The organism is Rhodanobacter sp. B05, from assembly GCF_002001085.1.
Taxonomy (GTDB): domain Bacteria; phylum Pseudomonadota; class Gammaproteobacteria; order Xanthomonadales; family Rhodanobacteraceae; genus Rhodanobacter.
Genome location: NZ_MUNU01000011.1, coordinates 1 through 19286 on the forward strand (window position 1 = coordinate 1; position 19286 = coordinate 19286).

Here is a 19286-nt window from a genome sequence, read left to right on the forward strand (position 1 = left end):
ATTACGCAGGGACATGGATGTGGTTTCCTTCCACGGCATGAAATGGCACCTCGAGCAGGCTATGAACCAGCGTCGAGGTGTAACCCATGTCCTGGCACACTTGTTACCTATGTCTCCGGTCTAAACAGGTCTGTGAAGAAAACCACTTCCTGTGGTTTTCTTCTATCGCGAGCCCGGCGCATGTATGCATGCCATCCTTGGCATGCACCCTGCGGGCCAGCCTGCGGCTGTTCAAATCCGCTCCCAGCGGATTTGTCCGGACTCGCTCACGCGAATCAGGCACTTGCGTGCCCGATCCGCGACCGGCCATCGGGCAACTGCTCCTGCGTTGCCTCAACTCGGGCATCGGGCAATTGCTCCTGCATTGCCTCAACTCAGGCATCCATGCCTTCGCCATGCCCTCGCCATGGCCGGCCTGAGAGGTTGAATAGTCACAACCTCTCAGTGCACGTAGTTGATCGCGATCGCCGGAGTGATCGTGGTCGGCGTGTGGTGGCCGGTGATCACGCGGGTGCCGAACAACACGCCAAGGTTGGCGCTCCAGCTGTATTCGATCGCCGGCGCGAAGCCGAACGCCTCGCTGGAACCCGAGCTTCGACGAATGTATGCATCGCCGTAGCCGGGCAGCATCACGCCGTCCACGCGGGTGCCGTGATTGCGCCGCCAGGTGAGGTCGAACGCCAGCACCCAGCGCCGGCTCAGGCTGTATTCCCAGGCCGCGTTGACGAGGAACGAGTTGCCGGGTCTGGCGTGGCCGCGAAAGCCGTTCGCGGTGCTGTAGACGCTGACGTCCTCGACGTGCGCCTTGCCGGAAACGGATTGCGCCACGTTCAGGCGCATGCGCAGGATGCGGCCATTTGCGAGCCAGAAGTACGTCTGCGTGTTGAGCTGCAACGTCGTAGCGGTGGCACCGCTGCCGAGCCCGTCGCCGGGCCGGTTGCCCAACTGGTCGTATTCTCCGCTCGGCAGCGTTTGCTGCAATTGCAGCGAGATCGTCGGCAGCGAACTGCCCTCGTGGAATTCGGTGAGCCGGTATTGCGCCTGCACGCTGATGTCGCCCAGCCCGATGCCGGAACTGTCTCCCGCGCCATCCACCCGGTTGTAACCCAGCACGGGAACCAGGCCGACCGTCAGCCGGTCGGTGAGCCCGTAGAGCATGTAGGTCAGCGAGCCGAAACCGTCCGCATGCGGCGAGGATGCATCGTAGAGATAGGGCTCAATCAGGAAATGACCGCGGGGCAGGGTCGCGGCCGAGTTCGCCAGCATCGGGCCGGTCCACCAGGCGTCGTCCAGCGACTGACGCGGTGGCGGCGAGGGCGGCACGGTTTCAGCGAGTGCTGTCGGATCACCTGCGGTCTGAGCCCATGCAGCCGGTGACAGCAAGCTGCCAGCCAGCGCGCAGCAAAAGGCGAAGCATCGTCGTCGTGGCGACATGATTTTTGCCAATGGTATCTTGATTACCTCGTCCCTCGGTTCCGCCATACGATCCGTTCTTCGCATCGCCATGACCAGCCGTTTCTTGCTCAGATCCGCTGCCAGCCTTCAAATCCGGTGAGCATCGCAGCGGCGATCAGCAGGCCGCCCACGCAGCGCGTCGCCATCATCCCAGCCTCCGGTTTGCCCTGCAGCCATTGCCGCGCGCGATCGGCCATCAGGGCCACGCTGCCGTAAACGCATAGCTGGTTGATCGCGATAATCAGCCACATGACCAGCGCCTGCAGCCAGATCAGGCCGTACTGCGGGCGCAGGAACTGCGGGAAGATCGCCAGCATGAACAGGTAGGCCTTGGGATTGAGCAGGCAGGTCAGCATGCCCTGGCGAAAGGTCGCTGCGCGCGAGCGCAAGCGGGTATTGGGGCGCAGGCCGAACGAGGATTCGCTGCGCAGCAGCGAGATGCCGATCCAGGCGATGTACAGCGCGCCGGCCAGCAGCAGGGCATTGAACATGCCGGGGATCAGCTTGATCAGCACGCTGATGCCCAGCGCCGTCATCAGCACATGGCAGACGCCGCCGGCGATGACGCCGGCGACCGCGGCGAAACCACGACTGCGCCCGCCGGCCAGAGCGCTGCCCATGACGAAGGCCATGTCCAGTCCCGGCAGCACGACGATGCCGAAGACCAGCGCGAAGAACAGCCACAACTGCTCGTAGTGGATCATGGCGACGTGGGCAACCAGCGCAGGCGCGAGCGCGGGGTCGGATCCATCACCACGCGTTCCGGGGTGCTGCGCAGCAGGCCGCCCGCAAGCAGCGACTGTTCGGCGGATGCGAGGCGCGGCGCAAGGCCCTTGTCCAGCGTCGAGTTGTCACGGACCACGCCAAGCCACACCAGGAACGGGCCGTCCGTGCGGATCGGCAACTGCGGAAAGTTGTTCGGCACATCCAGCGACACCAGCACGCCGGCCGGATGCACGCCATCGATGCGATAGGCCTCGAAGGCGGCCTCGGCCTGCTTTGCAAACGCTTCCTCGCTGCCTTTCTTCACCGCGAAGATCTGTGCGACCACGATGCCCTGCGCACCATGGTCTTCGGTCACCGGGTCGACCGCCGGCAGCACGGTGATGCCCTGATCCGCATGCAGCGGGCGCAGCAGCATCACGTTGTCGCTGTCCGGCAGGATCGCGTTGATCTTGACCCGGTGTTCCCGCCACAGCGGGCCGTAGTAGAACGCCGCGTTGACGATCGGCCGCGCGTTGATGTCGTGGAAGCCGCGCAGCCAGGTGAAATGGTTCGGATGGCCGCGCTCGGTGAACTGGCCGAACACCATCGCGCCGAGCTGCTCGAAGGCTTCCGGAAAGTACGCGTCGAAGTATTTGACGAAGTGCGCCAGTTCGCCGTCGCTGGTGACGTAGCGGCGGAATTCGACGACCTGGTAATCCTTCAGGTGTTGCACGCTTTGCATGGCGGAAGCCTCGTTGACGGGGTTGCCGTGGGCGGGAACTGCCGCGCCGAACGCAAGCCACGCAGCGAGTCCGGAAAGCAATGTTTTGAAGTACGACATGGGGATCCCCGCCCGGGTCAGTGATTGGCGCAGGCCACGTTAAAGCTCATACAGGGCAAAATTCGCCCTGATTGATTGCTACCATCGCCACCCATGGCCAAGCCCACCACCCGCGTGCTGGCGGTGCTCGATCTGCTGCAAAGCCACGGCCGCATGAGCGGCCCGGAACTGGCGCGGCGGGTCGGCGTCGACGTGCGCACGCTGCGGCGCTACATCGTGATGCTGGAAGACCTCGGCATTCCGCTGACCACCGAGCGTGGCCGCCACGGTGCCTACATGCTGGTCGCCGGCTTCAGGCTGCCGCCGATGATGTTCACCAACGATGAGGCGGTGGCGCTGTCGGTGGGCATGGTGGCGGCGCGTGGGCTGGGCCTGGCCGCGGCCCAGCCCGCGGTGGAAAGCGCGCAGGCCAAGCTGGCCCGAGTGATGCCGGATGGCCTGAAGCGCCACGTGCGCGCGATCGCCGATACGGTCAAGGTCGATCTGCTGCCTTCCACCCACACGCCGGCCAGCAATGCCGCGCTGATCGCGCTGACCACGGCAGCGCAGGCACAGCAGCGGGTGAGCATGAGCTACGACTCGGCGCAGGGCAGTCATACCGAACGGGAGTTCGATCCGTACGGCCTGGCCTGGCGCGCCGGTGCCTGGTACGCGCTGGGCATGTGCCATCTGCGCCACGGCCTGCGCTCGTTCCGGTTGGACCGCATGGGCGAAGTGACCTTGCGGGAGCAGCACTTCGAACGACCCGCGAATTTCGACGCGCTGGAGCAACTGGTGCAAGGCATTGCCGGCATGCCGCGAGGCCGCAGCATCGAGGTGCTGCTGCACACCGACCTGCCGGCGGCACGCCGTGCCTTCTCACTCGATTTCGGTCTGCTGGAGCCGGTGGATGCCGGCGTGTTGTTGCGCAGCAGCGCCGACGACCTCGCCTGGTTCGCCCGCCAGCTTGCCGGGGTGCCGTTCGACTTCGAGATACGAACGCCGGTGGAGTTGCGTACCGAGCTGGCACGCTGCGCCACGCGTCTGCGGGCCCTGGCCGGCTGACGTCAGATCATCCGGATGCGCTTCCACCAGCGGGTGACCTTGTCCTCGCGCACGAAGGTGAACAGGCCCGCGCCGAGGATGATCGCGATGCCGACCGCCATCGGCCAGTCCAGCTGGTCATGGAAAACCAGGTAGCCCAGCAGCACGGCCCACAGCATCTGGCTGTACTGGGTCGGTGCCACGTGGTTGGCCGGTGCCAGCCGGGTGGCCAGCATCAGCAGCACCGAGCCCAGCGCCGAGAGCAGGCCGTAGCCAAGCAGCAGCGCCCACTGGCCCGGTTGCGGCCAGCGGAAGTCGGCCAGCATCAACATGCCGGATACCAGCATCGAGCCGATGATGCCGGCACCGAACAGACTGACGCGCTTCTCGTGCGGGCCGGCCAGGCGCAGCGCGATCATCGACACCGCTCCGGCAAGGCCGCAGATGATGGCGGCCAGGTGGCCGATGCCGAGCGCGCGGAAGCCCGGTCGCAGCACCACCAGCACGCCGACGAAACCGGCCATCACCGCCGACCAGCGGCGCCAGCCGACGTGTTCGTGCAACACCAGTACGGAAAGGATGGTGACGAAGATCGGCAGCAGGAAGATCAATGCGAACGCCTCGGCCATCGGCAGCGCGGTGAAGGCGACCACCGCAGCGATGCTGCCGACCGCACTGGCCCCCGCGCGCACCAGGTACAGGCCCTGGCGCTGGGCCAGCGCGGCGTCGCGCCAGCGATCGCCGCGACCCTTGATGAACGGAAGCGCGGTCAGGCCAAGCGCGGCGCCAAAGAACACCGCCTCATAGGCCGGCAGGGAACCGCGCAGTGATTTCACGAAGGCATCGCTGAACGCATAGGCGGCAAACGCCATGAAGCCGAGCAGTACGCCTTTGAACATGGGATTCCGGGAGGGATCGGGGTGGTGAATTCGGATCGGGGGGCGGCCCTGGCCTCGGCCCGCAGCCTGTTCCCGCGCTACAATACCCGTTTTATCGCGTCGCTTTCCGGAGCTTCCATGGCAGTCAGTCTGAATCCGCTCGATCTGTACGATGTCCGCTCGCTGCTCACCGACGAGGAGCGCATGGTGCAGGACAGCGTCGGCCGCTTCGTCGACGAACGCGTGCTGCCGATCATCGGCGACTGTTTCGACCAGGCACGTTTCCCGCAGGAGCTGATCCCGGAAATCGCCGCGCTCGGCCTGCTCGGCGCGACCATCCCGGAGGAATACGGCGGTGCCGGCATGAATGGCGTGAGTTATGGCCTGATCTGCCAGGAACTGGAGCGCGGCGATTCCGGCCTGCGCAGCTTCGCCTCGGTGCAAAGCTCGCTGTGCATGTACCCGATCTTCGCCTACGGCAGCGAGGAGCAGAAAAAACACTACCTGCCGCGGATGTCGGCTGGCGAGGTGATCGGCTGCTTCGGCCTGACCGAGCCGCACGGTGGCTCCGATCCGGCCAACATGAAGACGCATGCGAAGAAGGACGGCAGCGACTGGGTCATCAATGGCGCCAAGATGTGGATCACCAACGGCAACCTGGCGCACATCGCGATCGTGTGGGCGCAGACCGAGGACGGCATCCAGGGCTTCGTGGTGCCGACCGACACGGCCGGCTTCAAGGCGCAGGAAATCCACAAGAAGATGAGCCTGCGCGCCTCGGTCACCAGCGCACTGTTCTTCGACAACGTGCGTGTGCCGGACAGCGCGCGACTGCCCAACGTGAAGGGTCTGAAGGGGCCGCTGGGGTGCCTCACGCAGGCGCGCTACGGCATCACCTGGGGCCCGATCGGCGCGGCGCAGGCCTGCCTCAAGGAAGTACTCGACTACACGGCCGAGCGCATTCTGTTCGGCAAGCCGCTCGCGTCCAACCAGGCGGTGCAATTGAAGATGGCCGACATGGCCCGCCGCATCACCACCGCGCAACTGCTGTCGCTGCAGCTCGGCCGCCTGAAGGATGCCGGCAAGATGCAGCCGACCCAGGTCTCGCTGGCCAAGTGGAACAACTGCCGCATGGCGATCGACATCGCGCGCCAGTGCCGCGACATTCTCGGCGGTGCCGGCATCACCACCGAGCACGGCGCGATCCGCCACGCGCTGAACCTGGAATCGGTGATCACCTATGAAGGCACCGAGACCGTGCACGAACTGGTGGTCGGTCGCGAGCTGACCGGCATCAACGCGTTCTGACGATTTTCCCTTCTCCCTCCAGGGCAAGGTGCCCGAAGGGCGGATGAGCTCTACTCCTTCTCCCTCCGGGAGAAGGTGCCCGAAGGGCGGATGAGGGTTCGGGCGGAGCGAATTTCCTCGCGCTGGCCGCACCCTCTCCCCAACCCCTCTCCCGATGGGAGAGGGGCTCTCAGGAGCCAACCTCTTGCAGGTACCAGACATCCGCATTGAAACTGATCGCTTGATCCTGCGTCCGACCCGGGCAGAGGATTTCGAAGGTTGGGCCGCGCTCATGGGCGACGAGGACAACTCGCGCCATATCGGCGGCCTCCAGGCGCGCGCGACGGCGTGGCGAGGTTTCCTCAGCATGGCCGGCGCGTGGGCCATCCAGGGCTTCGGCATGTTTTCGGTGATCGAGAAAAGCAGCGGACGCTGGATCGGCCGGCTCGGTCCGTGGTGCCCGGAGGGCTGGCCCGGTACCGAGGTGGGCTGGGGCCTGCTGCGCGACGCCTGGGGCAACGGCTACGCCATCGAAGGGTCGGTCGCGGCGATCGACTGGGCCTTCGATCATCTGGGCTGGACCGAGGTGATCCACACCATCGCGCCGGACAACACCGCTTCGCAGGGCGTCGCGCGCCGGCTCGGTTCAAGCCTGATCGGCCCCGGACGTTTGCCCGAGCCTTTCCAGGATCTGCCGGTGGAGATCTGGGGCCAGGATCGCGATGCGTGGAAACAGCGCCGCGCATGAGCCACGTGCCGCCCGCGCTATATGCCACCCTGGCCGAAATCGTGCCGGAACTGCATGTCCACTGCACCGCACCGTGGTGTCTGATCGGCAGCGCCGCCGCTCTGTTGCTGGGGGCGGAGGTCAGCGCAGCCGACGTCGATGTGCTCACCTCGCGCGCCGATGCCGATGCCTTGATGACGTTGTGGGTGGAGCGACGCGAGTCCGTGTCCGCCCGCACCGACGACCGGCTTTTCCGCTCGCATTTCGCGCGGTTCCGTTTCCCGGGGGCGCCGGTCGAGGTCATGGGCGCACTGGAACTGAATGCCGATGACGGCTGGCAGGCCGTGCAGCCGGGGCGGCTGCAACTGGCTGGCCTGAATGGCATGGCCGTACCGGTGCCGTGCGTCGAAGACCAGATTCGTCTGTTCGAAAGCTTCGGGCGCGAGAAGGACATGCGCCGTGCCGCCGCGTTGCGCGCGCTGAATGCGTCGACGTTCGCGCTGCCCGTTTTTTCATCCCATTGAACGCTGCATTGCAGCCGCCTCCCTACACGAAACGACCACGCCATGACTGCCATTCCGTTCGCCATCAGCGCCCGCCACAAGGGCTTCAACCGTGCCGAGATCGTCGACCAGAACTTCATCGAGTTCGTGCGGTTGTGGCAGGGCGACGTGCATGCAGCACCACGCGACGGCGAGGCGGTGCTGCCAGGCAGCGCGCTGGATGCGCGCGGCTTCCGCGAGCTGCTTGAATCGCAGCTGATCTCGCGCCACCTCGACCTGATGGCGCGCGTGCTGCGCGTGCAGAACAAGGTGTTCTACACGATCGGTTCGTCCGGCCACGAAGGCAACGCGATGGTGGCGCGACTCACGCGGCATACCGATCCGGCGTTCCTGCATTACCGTTCGGGCGGCTTCATGGCCGAGCGCTTCCGCAAGATTCCGGGGATGGACCCGGTGATGGATTCTGCGCTGTCGTTCGCCGCCAGCAAGGACGATCCGGCTTCCGGTGGCCGTCACAAGGTATGGGGCAGCAAGCCGTTGTGGGTTCTGCCGCAGACCTCGACGATCGCCTCGCACCTGCCCAAGGCGCTGGGCACTGCGGTGGCGATCGAGCAGGCGCGGCGCATCGGCCATCAGTTGCCGATTCCCGACGACAGCATCTCGATCTGTTCGTTCGGTGACGCCTCCAGCAACCACGCCACCGCGCAGACGGCCTTCAACACCGCCGCATGGACGGCGTACCAGAAACTGCCGGCGCCAGTGCTGTTCGTGTGCGAGGACAACGGCATCGGCATCTCGGTGAAAACGCCGAGCGGCTGGGTCGCCAGCAATTTCCAGCACCGTTCCAACCTCGATTATTTCTACGCCGACGGCCTCGATCTGGCCGAGGGCTACGCCCAGGTGTGGCGCGCCGTGGAGCATTGCCGCACCACGCGCCGACCGACCTTCCTGCATCTGAAAACCACCCGCGTGATGGGCCATGCCGGCACCGATTTCGAGATCGAGTGGCGCAGCATCGAGGAGCTGTTCGCGGTCGAATGCTCCGATCCGCTGTTGCGCTCGGCCGGCATCGCGCTGGAGTCGGGCCTGTATTCGAAGGATGAACTGCTTAACCTGTACGAGGTCACCCGCAAGCGCTGCTTCGCCGCGGCCGAGGATGCGGATTCACGCCATCGGCTGACTTCCCTGGAAGACGTGATGAAGCCGCTGGCGCCGTATACGCCCGCCGCGGTGAAGGTCGAGGCCACGCGCGCCGACTACGCGGAGAAGCGCGTGGCCGTATTCGGCGGCGAAGCGAAGCTGCCGGAAAAACTGCCGCCGCGACACTTGGCCATCCAGATCGGCCAGGCCCTGCACGACCTGCTGGCAAAGTACCCGCAGGCGCTGCTGTTCGGCGAGGACGTGGCGCAGAAAGGCGGCGTGTACACCGTTACCAAGGGGCTGAACAAGACCTTCAAGGGCAGCCGCGTGTTCAACACGCTGCTCGACGAGACGATGATCCTGGGCCTGGCCCAGGGCTACGCCAACATGGGCATGCTGCCGATCCCGGAAATCCAGTATCTGGCGTATTTCCACAATGCCTGCGACCAGATCCGCGGCGAGGCATCGTCGCTGCAGTTCTTCTCCAACGACCAGTACCGCAACCCGATGGTGATGCGCGTCGCCTCGCTGGGCTACCAGAAAGGTTTCGGCGGGCACTTCCACAACGACAACTCGATCACCGCGCTGCGCGACATTCCGGGCCTGGTGGTTGGCTGCGCCAGTCGCGGCGACGATGCGGCAATGATGTTGCGCACGATGATGGCGCTGGCGAAGGTGGACGGCCGCGTGTGCGCGTTCCTCGAACCGATCGCTTTGTACATGACCAAGGATTTGTACGAAGCCGGCGACGGCCAGTGGCAGTTCGACTATCCGGCACCGGACCGGGCGATGACGCTGGGCGAGGGCCGCATCTACAACGAAGCCGCGAACGATCTGGTGGTGTTCACCTTCGGCAACGGCGTGCCGATGGCATTGCGCGCCGCCCGCGCAATCGAGAAGGAATTGAACTGGCAGGTGCGCGTGGTCGACCTGCGCTGGCTGGCGCCGCTCAACGACGCGTTCATCGCGGCACAGGCCTCGAGCGCCAAACGTATCCTGGTGCTGGACGAGGGGCGCAAGAGCGCCGGCGTGGGCGAGGGGGTGATCACCGCGATCGTCGAGGGCGGCTGCGGTGCCACGCCGCTGCATCGCGTGGTGGGTGCCGATACCTTCACCCCGCTGGCCGGTGCGGCGCTGCTGGTATTGCCGGGCGAGGCCGATGTTGTCCAGGCGGCGCGGATCCTGGCGGCGAGGTAATCGTCCGCTTGCCGGCGCGATGACCGCTGAATGACCGCTACGGGTCGTCCCGCCGCTTTTCCACGACGTGCAAGTGTTTGGCCGCCGTGATACGCGCCGGCCGGGCGGTGATTTCGTCGAGACAGACGCGGTTGCGACCGTGCAGCTTGGCGCGATACATCGCCTGATCCGCGCGTTCCACCAACGCTTCCAGATGGTCGCCGCGCTGGCGCATGGCCACGCCGATGCTGACGCTGAGGAGCTGTTCTTCGTCGCGTACCGGAATTTCCAGCCGGTGTACGCGCCGGCACAGACGGGTAGCCACTTGCATGGCTTCCTCGGCGCCGATGCCATCGAGCAGGGCGACAAACTCCTCGCCGCCGTAGCGCCCGAACAGGTCGGCCGGGCGCAATTCGGCGCCGAGCGTGGTGGCCACGGCGACCAGCGCGCGGTCGCCGGTGTTGTGGCCATGGCGGTCGTTGAGCAGCTTGAAGTGATCCAGGTCGAGGAACAGCAAGGCGATCGGCCGGGTCGGGGTGGCCTCCAGCAAGGCACTGGCACGCTCGTTCCAGGCGCGGCGATTGAGTGCGTGGGTGAGCGGATCGTGATCGGCCAGCACCTGCACCACGTCGCGATCCTGGCGCAAGCTGAGCGCCCGATCGGCCAGGCCCAGCGACAGCACCAGCGCCTCAAACGCGCCGCCTGCGAGGCTGGCATCGTTGAGCCAGTCGAGTTGGGGCAGCGCACCGTTGACCTGGGCGCTGGTCGCTGCCGTGAGCAGCAACAGCGGCGTCCATCCGGCCAGGAAGAACCAGGCCTGGCGCGAGCCGCGAACGGCAGCGACGATGGCGGCCACCAGCAACAGCATGGCGCCGATCATCAACAACGGGTTGAGCAAGGCCTGGGCCACCTCAATCAGCAGCGGGATGCCGCTGCAACGCATCAGCACCAACTGGATCATGCCCACGGCCAGCGCCATGATCGGCACCCGCAGCAGCCGCGCGTGTTTCTGCAGATCGCAGAAGCGCATCATGAACAACGAGGCGAATGCCACCGACAGGGCCACCGCGGCCGCACCGACCAGCCAGGTTCGAGCGGCCAGCCATTGCCACTCCAGCGGATGGAATACGAAGCCGGTCTGGATGCCCTGGATCAGCGCATAGCAAACGATATAGCCGGCATACCAGGCGTAGGTGATGTCGCGCAGCACCAGCGAAAAGAACAGCGCCATCAGCACCATGGCCAGCATCACGGCAAAGCAGGCGCTGGCGAATACCAGCCATTGCGCGTCCCGCTGCAGGTAATCGCCCCAGGGAAGAATCCGGAAACGTATCGGCGCACTCAGCGTTTCACTCGGTTCCAGCCGCAGCAGGATCGGCGCCGAGGCCGGCAGGGTGCCCGGTATGCGCCAGGCCAGGCGCCCGTGTCCATGCGGCGGCGCGCTGAAATCGTCGATCGCCAGCGGGTGCTCCTGGCCAGCGTAGATCACGCTGATCGCGCCCATCGGAGGAGGGTAGACGGTGAGTACCCGCTCCTCGTTGTCCCACGGCGGCTGCGCCGCGATCACCACCCAGCTGCCGCGTTTGCTGCGCGGAAACTGCTGCAGCATCGAGGGATCGAAACTGTTGAGGTGGCCGGCACGATAGGCCTCCAGCACGCTTTGCGGCGTGTCGTTCGGGCCGACTTGACCCCAGGCGCCGTTCAGGGGCATGCCGGCGGCGTGCGTTACGCCAAGCCAGCAGAACAGCAGAGCGAACACAAAGCCGCCCGCACGCCGCCAGAAGCGGTCTCGGGGTGGCAATGTGATCTGCTTCTCCATTTGGCTTTCCCTGTGGTGCCAAACTCGCCCGGGTATACATGGCGAAATTGCGCTCATGGCGCCGCACGACTTGTCCCGAGCACTTCTGATGAGGCGTACGGCGCAGTCAGGAGGCGCCGCCGGCGGGCGGCATGGCATCCCAACCGACAACGCTGCCTGATTTGGCTGGTATCAGTCAAGCACGGGTCGTGCCAGCGCTACTCGCGAGAGTAGACCAGCTGCGCCAAGGGTCGGAAACCCGGTGTCTGCCCGGGGTGAAGCCGACCGCCGTGGCAGCGAGACGCCCGGAACGGCACGAACTGGACGCCCGGGGTCAGGTGTCGGTCATCAGGGCCTGTCCGCGCCGGTCAGGACGTCGGGTTGGCGCCTCATTGCGGGCGGCGTGCACCCAGCAACAGCAGCACTTCCTGCGCGCTGCGTACCCGTTCGCTGGCGCCGGGCAGGTCGAGGATCACCTTCAGTTTGTCCTGGCCATCGAGCTTGTATACGCGAGGCAGGCTCTGGATCAGCTTGATGATGGCCAGCGGGTCGACTTCGGGCTTTTCGCGAAAGGTGATCCGCCCGCCGTTGGCGCCGAAATCCAGCTTGCGGATGCCGAGCGGGGTAGCCATCAGTTTCAGGCTGGCGACGGCGAACAGTTGCTTGGTGCTGTCCGGCAGCAGACCAAATCGATCAATCATCTCCACTTGCAGATCGCGCAGGTCGTCCTCGCTGCGCGCGCTGGCGATGCGTTTGTACAAGGTGAGGCGTGCATGCACGTCGCCGAGGTAGTCGTCGGGGATCAGTGCGGGCAGGTGCAGTTCGACTTCGGTTTCGTGTTCGCTGCTGAGGTCGAAGTCGGGGATCTTGCCGGACTTCAGTGCGCGCACGGCGCGGTCCAGCAGTTCGGTGTACAGGCCGAAGCCGATCTCCTGGATCTGGCCGGACTGTTCGTCGCCAAGCAGTTCGCCGGCACCGCGGATTTCCAGGTCGTGCGTGGCCAGGGTGAAACCGGCGCCGAGTTCTTCCAGCGAGGCGAGCGCTTCCAGCCGCTTCTGCGCGTCGGCGGTGATCGAGCGGCGGTCGGGCACGACGAGATAGGCATACGCGCGGTGATGCGAGCGGCCGACGCGGCCGCGCAGCTGGTGCAATTGCGCCAGGCCGAAACGGTCGGCGCGGTCGATGATGATGGTGTTGGCGGTGGGGATGTCGATGCCGGTTTCGATGATCGTGGTGCACACCAGCACGTTGAAGCGCTGGCGGTGGAAGTCCGCCATCACGCCTTCCAGCTCGCGTTCCGGCATCTGGCCGTGGGCGATGCGGATGCGCGCCTCGGGCACCAGTTCCTCGAGTTCGCGCACGGTGCGCTCGATGCTCTGCACCTCGTTGTGCAGAAAATATACTTGGCCACCGCGTGACAGCTCGCGCTGCAATGCTTCGCGGATCGTGGCCGGGTCCCACGCCGAGATGAAGGTGCGCACGGCCGAGCGATGGGCCGGCGGCGTGGCGATCAGCGAGAGATCGCGCAGGCCGGCCATCGCCATGTTCAAGGTGCGTGGGATCGGCGTGGCGGTCATGGTCAGCAGGTCGACTTCGGCGCGCAGCTTCTTCAGCTGTTCCTTCTGGCGCACACCGAAGCGCTGCTCCTCGTCGACGATGACCAGGCCGAGGTTCTTGAACTTGATGTCCGGCTGCAGCAGCTTGTGCGTGCCCACGATCACGTCGATCTGGCCGTCGGCGAGGCGCTTCAATGCCTCGTTCACTTCCTTGGTCGACTTGAAGCGCGACAGCACGTCCACGCGCACCGGCCAGTCGGCGAAGCGGTCGGCGAAGTTGCGGTAATGCTGCTGGGCGAGCAGGGTGGTCGGCACCAGCACGGCGACCTGCTTGCCGGCGGTGGCGGTGGCGAATGCTGCGCGCAGCGCGACCTCGGTCTTGCCGAAGCCGACGTCGCCGCAGATCACCCGGTCCATCGCGCGCGGTGCGGCCAGGTCATTGAGCACCGCTTCGATCGCGGTTTCCTGGTCGGGGGTTTCCTCGAACGGAAAGGTGCTGCCGAATTCCTCCACCAATTGGCGATCGATCGACATCGACTCGCCGCCGCGTGCTTCGCGTTGCGCGTAGATCGCCAGCAGTTCGGCGGCGACGTCGCGCACCTTCTCGGCGGCCTTCCTGCGAGCGCGCTCCCACGCGTCGCCGCCGAGCGAATGCAGCGGCGCCAGCTCGGGCGCGGTGCCGGAGTAGCGGCTGACCAGGCCGAGCTGCGCCACCGGCACGTACAGCTTGTCGCCCTTGGCGTATTCGATGGTGAGGAACTCACCGTCCATGCCGCCCACGTCCATCGAGAGCAGGCCCTGGTAGCGGCCCACGCCGTGATCGACATGGACGATCGGCGCACCGAGGGTGAGCTCGGTGAGGTCGCGGATGATCGCTTCCGGATCGCGCGCGGTGCCGCGGCGGCGCTTGCGGTCGCGCTCGCTGCGCACACGCTCGCCGTACAGCTCGCGCTCGGTGAGCACGGTGATCGCGGGCTTGGTCAGTGCGAAGCCCTGTTCCAGACTGGCGATGCTGATGGCGAAGCGCGTATTAACACCCTCTCCCCCGGCTTTGCCGGGGGAGAGGGCTGGGGTGAGGGGGGGCTCTTGCTCTGGAGCAACGTCAAAAGCCCTCGCCCCAACCCTCTCCCCCGACTGCATCGGAGGAGAGGGAGTGAAAGCTGCGTCGCTGATGAATGTCTGCCAGCTCTCCACGTTCTGTGGCCTCAGTCCCGCCGCCGCAAGCGTCTCGATCAGCGCTTCGCGCCGTCCCGCCGAATCCGCGGCAATCAGCACGCGGCCCGGATAGCTGGCGAGGAAATGCCGCAGCGACGTGCCCGGTTCCTCACCCTTGCGGTTGAGCGGCAGCTCCGGCGCAGGCTGGGTGCCACTGGTGACGGCGTGCTCGTGACCGCTGTCGACCACTTCCACGCGCAGCCGCTTGTTGAGCCGTTCGCGCAATTGCTCCGGTGGCAAGTACAACTCGGCCGGCGGCAATACCGGGCGTTCGATGTCGTGCGCGCGCTGGTCGTAGCGCTCGCTGGTCTGCGTCCAGAACTGGTCGGCGGCTTCACCCGCGCCTTCGCCGAGCACGAACAGTGCGTCGTCGGCGAGGTAGTCGAACAGCGTGGCGGTGCCATTACCTTCATGCGGATCCTCCGCAACACCCCGCACATCCATGTGCGGACTCTTCACAGGGAAAAACAATGGCAGGTAGTACTCGATGCCACCGGGCGTCACGCCTTCCTTCATGTCCTGGTACAGCGGACAGCGGCGCACGTCGATCGGGAAGCGCTCGCGCAGGTTGCCACGGAACTCCTTTGCCGCTTCCTCGGTAAGCGGGAATTCGCGCGCAGGCAACAGCTCGATCTTCTCCACCTGCTGCTGCGAGCGCTGGGTTTCCGGATCGAAACTGCGGATCGATTCCACTTCGTCATCGAACAGCTCGATGCGGTACGGTTCGGCCGTGCCCATCGGGAAGATGTCGAGCAGGGCGCCACGCACCGCGAAGTCACCTGGCTCGGCCACCTGCGGCACGTTGCGATAACCGGAGGCTTCGAGTCGACGTTGCTCGCTGACCAGGTCGAGCTTCTGGCGTTTGGCCAGCACCAGCCCGGAGCCGGTGATATGCGTACGCGGTGCGATGCGCTGCATCAGCGTCGCCACCGGCACCACCAGTACACCGCGTTTCATGTTCGGCAATTGGTACAGCGTGGCTATGCGCTGCGAGACGATCTCCGGATGCGGGCTGAACACGTCGTAGGGCAGCGTCTCCCAGTCCGGGAAATGCAGCACCGGCAGGCCACCGGCAAAGATCTTCAGCTCTGCTTCCAGCGCCTGCGCGCGCTGGGTGTCGCGGGTCACCGCCACCAGCAGGCCGTCGTGCGTGCGTGCCGCCTCGGCAATCAGCAGCGCCCGTGCGGAGCCGTGGGGCGGCGTCCAGTAGCGGCGTTGCTTCGGGGTGGTCGGCAGGGGCGGGTGCTTGATCAGGCTGGGCATGAGGGAGCGCGTGTTCAGGGCGCCGCCATCGAGCTGCGCCGGGGAAAGCGGGCAAGTGTAACGCGACAGCCCCGGCAGGCCGGGGCTGTTCGTGCATGAGTGATGGCGATCAGAGCTTAAGCGCGATCAGCGCGGTGCCCGGTTCGTCCGGGATCATTCGCTGGGTGAAGCCCAGCTCACGGCACAGCTGCAGCATCGGCCGGTTCTCCTGCAGCACGTAACCCCACAGCTCGGCGAGCTTGCGCCGACGGCTGTCGTCGACCAGCCGCTGCATCAGCAGCGCGCCGAGGCCGAGACGGCTCCAGTCCTGCTCGACCAGCACCGAGAACTCGGCCGTGTCGGTGGTCTCGTCGACATAGATCCGGCCCACGCCGCGCATCTCGGCAGGCTGCACCGACTCGTCCATCAGCACATAGGCGGTTTCGAATGCCGGATCGATCCGGCACAGCCGCTGCGCCATCGGCGCCGGCAGTTCGGACATCGCGTGCAGGAAGCGGCGGCGGATGTCCTCCGGCGAAAGGCGGGTGAAGCAACGCTGCATCGCGGCCACGTCACCAGGCTCGATCGCGCGCAGTACCAGTTCGCGACCGTCCTGCGTGCGCACCTGTTCGCCAGCGGTCGACGGCGCCACGCGCGGACGGGCGAAACGTTCGCTGCTGCGCGGCGGCAGTGGAGCGAAGCGGGACGGGGCGGAGAAGTCGACGGCCGGGATCATGGGATTTCCATACTTTTGCGTATTGTGTGCAACGCAACATGAATTTGCAATGACGATACTGCTGGCCGGCTGTAGTAAGGGGATCGTATCGGTGTGAATCGTGTTGCAGCACGGGATACCGCCAGGTCGGCAGACAGCTTGCGGTGGTACACCGCACAATGCGCGCTGGCTTTCCATGGAGTACGGAATGATCCGCAAACAGGCCAACGGCCTCACTGCTGCCCAGCTGGAAGCACTGTGCCGCCATTGGCCCGGCGTCACGCGCGATACCAAGTGGGGCGTCGACATGGTGCTCAGCGTCGGCGGCAAGATGTTCGCGGTAATGCCGTCGGACGGTAGCGAAGGCGGCCGACTTTCGTTCAAGGTGGCGGACGAGCGCTTCCTCGAACTCACCGACCAGCCCGGCATCATCCCGGCGCCGTATCTGGCACGGGCGCACTGGATCTCGATCACCGAACCGCAGCGCTTCGCTACTACTGAACTGCAGGCTTTCATCTTCGACGCATACACCTTGGTACGCGCGAAATTGACCAGGAAATTGCAGGCAGAGCTCGGCCCACTGCCAACACTCAAGGCAGATAAAAAATGAAACAGCATCTCGGCGCGCTGGCGCTGCTCGTCGCTGACTACGACGAGGCGATTGCCTGGTACACCCATGCACTCGGCTTCGAGTTGATCGAGGACACCGACATGGGCGACGGCAAGCGCTGGGTGCTGCTGGCGCCACCCGGCTCCTGCGAAACCCGCCTGCTGCTGGCCAAGGCGAAGGGCGACGAACAGGTTTCGCGCATCGGCAACCAGACCGGCGGCCGTGTATTCCTGCTGCTCAACACCGACGATTTCCAGCGCGACTGGCAGCGCATGTGTGCCGAAGGCGTGCATTTCCGCGAAGAACCGCGCCATGAGGCTTACGGCACGGTGGCGGTGTTCGAGGACTTGTACGGCAACGCTTGGGATCTGCTGCAGCCGGTCCAGTGATCTTTCGCCAGCGATACCTTGATCACGTTCGCTGCAAACGGGCGACCATCGTGCACCTCGCGCCTTGCAGACCATGCAGCTGCGAACTGATGCACGGGGTCCATCAGGTTGGCGATTGTCGAGACAGCGATATGCCGATGAAATTACGTCAGCCGGGCGCACCAACGCGGGAAAGGTCCGCACGTGCAACGAGGACGCCATCCTGGACCGCCCGAATGCCGGTTTGTGGGTGGTCGCCGATGGGCTCGGCGGTCATGCAGCCGGCGACTATGCCAGCAGGCTGATCGTCAAACGCTGGCAGCATTGCCGCGAGTGGCGGCGTGTTTGATTTCATCGAATCCATCGAGGATACCCTTGCCGAAGTCAACGCCGAGCTGCAACGTTTCGCGCGGGAACGTGACGTGGCCGGCCAAGTCGCGATGGTGGTCGCGGTTGTTCGGGTAGCGCTGGTGCGGTCGTGACCTGATTGGCTCGGGCTGTGTAATCCGGATCGTCCGATGCCGAATAGGCAAGGCAAACCCGGCATGCACGCCGGATGGTCGCGACAACACCGAGGAGCCTTGTCATGCCTGCCGTCAACACGGACTTCAATCGTACCTGCGCTCGTCTCGATCTGGATCCTGAGCGTTCAGGCGTCTTCACTCCAGGCGTCGCCCGGGTGAGCTTCACCGATGCCTCCCTGCGGCGCTTCAACGAATGCGCGGCCAGGGTCGCGCCCGGGACACCGCCGCTCGATGCGCGCCAGATCGCTGCCGCGACGCGGCGGTTGTCACGCGCCATCGGCACGGGGCGGGAGTCGCGTTTCATCCAGGCCCGCATGCGCCGCGCGGGTGAGATCCGTGTGCTGCTCGACGACGGCGGATGGACGGTGGAGGACAAGTTGTGCGAGCGCATGCTTCAACTGGTCGACTACATCGATAACGAAGGCGGGTTGATCCCGGACGACGTTCCCGTGATCGGCGGCCTCGACGATGCGCTGCTGGTGGATCTCGCGATGGAGGGGCTGCGCGGTGAACTCGACGAGTACGCCGATTTCTGCCGCTATCGGATGGGCGAGGCGGCGCGACTTGGCGCCACGCCAGCTGCCGTGACGATGGATCGTGCCTGCTGGAGCGAGCAGCGCGCCGAGGAACTGCGGCTGGAACGCGTGTTGCGGCGTGCGCGCGGCACGGCATATGCCGGGGATGTTGGCGCGGCGCGCTTTCAGGTCGGCTGAGGCAACGCTTGCCGGTGGTGTGGAACGGCGCATAATCGCGATGGACGCCGGCGCGGCGCGCGCCTGCCCGTTGCCGCTTGAGGGCGCGGTGCATGGGCCGATTTGATACGACCCGATGGAGCGTGGTGCTTCGCGCGCGTGGCGAACCCGCCGACGCGCACGCGGCCCTGGAAACGCTGTGCCGCACCTACCGGCCGCCGGTGCTTGCCTACGTGCGCAGTCATGTGTTTGCGCGCGACAACGCCGAGGACCTCACCCAGGCTTTTTTTGCAGGGTTCCTTGAGCACGCCTGGCACGCACATGCCGATCCCGAACGGGGCCGTTTCCGGTCTTTCCTGCTTACCGCACTCAAGCGTTTCCTGATCGATGCCAATGCCGAGTCCCGTGCACTCAAGCGTGGCGGCGGCTGCCGGCTCGAGAGCATGGATGGCGCCGAGGTCGCCGCGGTCAGCACGGGCGAAACGCCGGAACACGTATTCCAGCGCGAGTGGGCGAGGACCGTGCTGTCCGCCGCTTTTGCACGCCTGCGTGTCGAAGCCGAGCGTGCGGACAAGCTGACCCTGTTCGAACGTTTGAGCGAGTTCCTGGCTGAGCCGCCGGAACAGGCTGACTACGCGCGAGTGGCGGCGGAACTGCACTTGCGCCAGAACACCCTGGCAGTCGCGGTGCACCGGCTGCGCCATCGTCTGCGCGAACTGGTGCGAGAGGAACTGACCGAAACCACCGCCAACCATGGCGATCTGGAGGCGGAGTTGCGCGCGCTGCGCGAGGCGCTGGGCGCGGTGATGCGATGAACTAGGTACCCCGTCG

General features: G+C 65.7%; 17 protein-coding genes. 10 read left to right on the forward strand and 7 right to left on the reverse strand.

Annotated elements, in window-relative coordinates:
- Window positions 1–441: 441 nt before the first annotated feature.
- The 3 genes from B0E47_RS04905 to B0E47_RS04915 all read right to left on the reverse strand — a co-directional run bounded on the left by B0E47_RS04905 (window position 442) and on the right by B0E47_RS04915 (window position 3001).
- Window positions 442–1323, reverse strand: a complete 882-nt coding sequence (locus B0E47_RS04905; protein WP_254422818.1) for a transporter — start codon at window positions 1321–1323, stop codon at window positions 442–444.
- A gap of 200 nt (window positions 1324–1523) precedes the next feature.
- Window positions 1524–2159 carry a LysE family translocator gene (locus tag B0E47_RS04910; RefSeq protein ID WP_077512896.1) on the reverse strand — a complete coding sequence of 212 codons (636 nt, stop codon included), beginning with the start codon at window positions 2157–2159 and terminating at the stop codon, window positions 1524–1526.
- A complete protein-coding gene (locus B0E47_RS04915; RefSeq protein WP_077512897.1) occupies window positions 2156–3001 on the reverse strand; it encodes an NIPSNAP family protein in 846 nt (281 codons plus the stop codon). Before B0E47_RS04915 ends, B0E47_RS04910 begins: the two co-directional genes overlap by 4 nt.
- Window positions 3002–3094: 93 nt before the next feature.
- Between B0E47_RS04915 and B0E47_RS04920 the strand changes: the two genes are divergently transcribed.
- On the forward strand, window positions 3095–4045 hold the full coding sequence (locus B0E47_RS04920; RefSeq protein ID WP_077512898.1) for a YafY family protein: 951 nt from the start codon (window positions 3095–3097) through the stop codon (window positions 4043–4045).
- Window positions 4046–4047: 2 nt separating this feature from the next.
- On the opposite strand, the gene B0E47_RS04925 is transcribed toward B0E47_RS04920, so the two are convergent.
- The gene (locus B0E47_RS04925; RefSeq protein ID WP_077512899.1) at window positions 4048–4923 is read right to left on the reverse strand and encodes a DMT family transporter; all 876 of its coding nucleotides are present in this window, start codon (window positions 4921–4923) and stop codon (window positions 4048–4050) included.
- A gap of 117 nt (window positions 4924–5040) precedes the next feature.
- Between B0E47_RS04925 and B0E47_RS04930 the strand changes: the two genes are divergently transcribed.
- The 4 genes from B0E47_RS04930 to B0E47_RS04945 all read left to right on the forward strand — a co-directional run bounded on the left by B0E47_RS04930 (window position 5041) and on the right by B0E47_RS04945 (window position 9756).
- The gene (locus B0E47_RS04930) at window positions 5041–6210 is read left to right on the forward strand and encodes an acyl-CoA dehydrogenase family protein (protein WP_077512996.1); all 1170 of its coding nucleotides are present in this window, start codon (window positions 5041–5043) and stop codon (window positions 6208–6210) included.
- Window positions 6211–6394: 184 nt separating this feature from the next.
- Window positions 6395–6937 carry a GNAT family N-acetyltransferase gene (locus B0E47_RS04935; protein WP_077512900.1) on the forward strand — a complete coding sequence of 181 codons (543 nt, stop codon included), beginning with the start codon at window positions 6395–6397 and terminating at the stop codon, window positions 6935–6937.
- Window positions 6934–7440 carry a hypothetical protein gene (locus B0E47_RS04940; protein WP_077512901.1) on the forward strand — a complete coding sequence of 169 codons (507 nt, stop codon included), beginning with the start codon at window positions 6934–6936 and terminating at the stop codon, window positions 7438–7440. Before B0E47_RS04935 ends, B0E47_RS04940 begins: the two co-directional genes overlap by 4 nt.
- A 42-nt stretch (window positions 7441–7482) precedes the next feature.
- Window positions 7483–9756: a thiamine pyrophosphate-dependent enzyme gene (locus B0E47_RS04945; protein ID WP_077512902.1), complete on the forward strand. Its 2274-nt coding sequence runs from the start codon at window positions 7483–7485 to the stop codon at window positions 9754–9756.
- Between the two features lie 37 nt (window positions 9757–9793).
- Here B0E47_RS04945 and B0E47_RS04950 read toward each other — a convergent pair whose 3' ends face one another.
- The 3 genes from B0E47_RS04950 to B0E47_RS04960 form a co-directional block, all read right to left on the reverse strand.
- Window positions 9794–11554, reverse strand: coding sequence for a diguanylate cyclase (locus B0E47_RS04950; protein WP_077512903.1), 1761 nt, complete (start codon window positions 11552–11554; stop codon window positions 9794–9796).
- 368 nt (window positions 11555–11922) lie between these two features.
- A complete protein-coding gene (mfd, locus tag B0E47_RS04955; protein ID WP_077512904.1) occupies window positions 11923–15567 on the reverse strand; it encodes a transcription-repair coupling factor in 3645 nt (1214 codons plus the stop codon).
- 109 nt (window positions 15568–15676) lie between these two features.
- Window positions 15677–16282, reverse strand: coding sequence for a GNAT family N-acetyltransferase (locus B0E47_RS04960; protein WP_077512905.1), 606 nt, complete (start codon window positions 16280–16282; stop codon window positions 15677–15679).
- 187 nt (window positions 16283–16469) lie between these two features.
- On the opposite strand from B0E47_RS04960, the gene B0E47_RS04965 reads away from it, so the two are divergent.
- The 5 genes from B0E47_RS04965 to B0E47_RS04985 all read left to right on the forward strand — a co-directional run bounded on the left by B0E47_RS04965 (window position 16470) and on the right by B0E47_RS04985 (window position 19270).
- A complete protein-coding gene (locus B0E47_RS04965; RefSeq protein ID WP_077512906.1) occupies window positions 16470–16871 on the forward strand; it encodes an MmcQ/YjbR family DNA-binding protein in 402 nt (133 codons plus the stop codon).
- A complete protein-coding gene (locus tag B0E47_RS04970) occupies window positions 16868–17260 on the forward strand; it encodes a VOC family protein (RefSeq protein ID WP_077512907.1) in 393 nt (130 codons plus the stop codon). The genes B0E47_RS04965 and B0E47_RS04970 overlap by 4 nt, the downstream gene beginning before the upstream one ends.
- A 320-nt stretch (window positions 17261–17580) precedes the next feature.
- Window positions 17581–17721, forward strand: coding sequence for a hypothetical protein (locus B0E47_RS17000; RefSeq protein WP_168171007.1), 141 nt, complete (start codon window positions 17581–17583; stop codon window positions 17719–17721).
- A 104-nt stretch (window positions 17722–17825) separates the two neighbouring features.
- Window positions 17826–18476, forward strand: a complete 651-nt coding sequence (locus tag B0E47_RS04980) for a hypothetical protein (protein ID WP_139351345.1) — start codon at window positions 17826–17828, stop codon at window positions 18474–18476.
- 92 nt (window positions 18477–18568) lie between these two features.
- On the forward strand, window positions 18569–19270 hold the full coding sequence (locus tag B0E47_RS04985; protein WP_077512910.1) for a sigma-70 family RNA polymerase sigma factor: 702 nt from the start codon (window positions 18569–18571) through the stop codon (window positions 19268–19270).
- The last annotated feature ends 16 nt before the right edge of the window (window positions 19271–19286 follow it).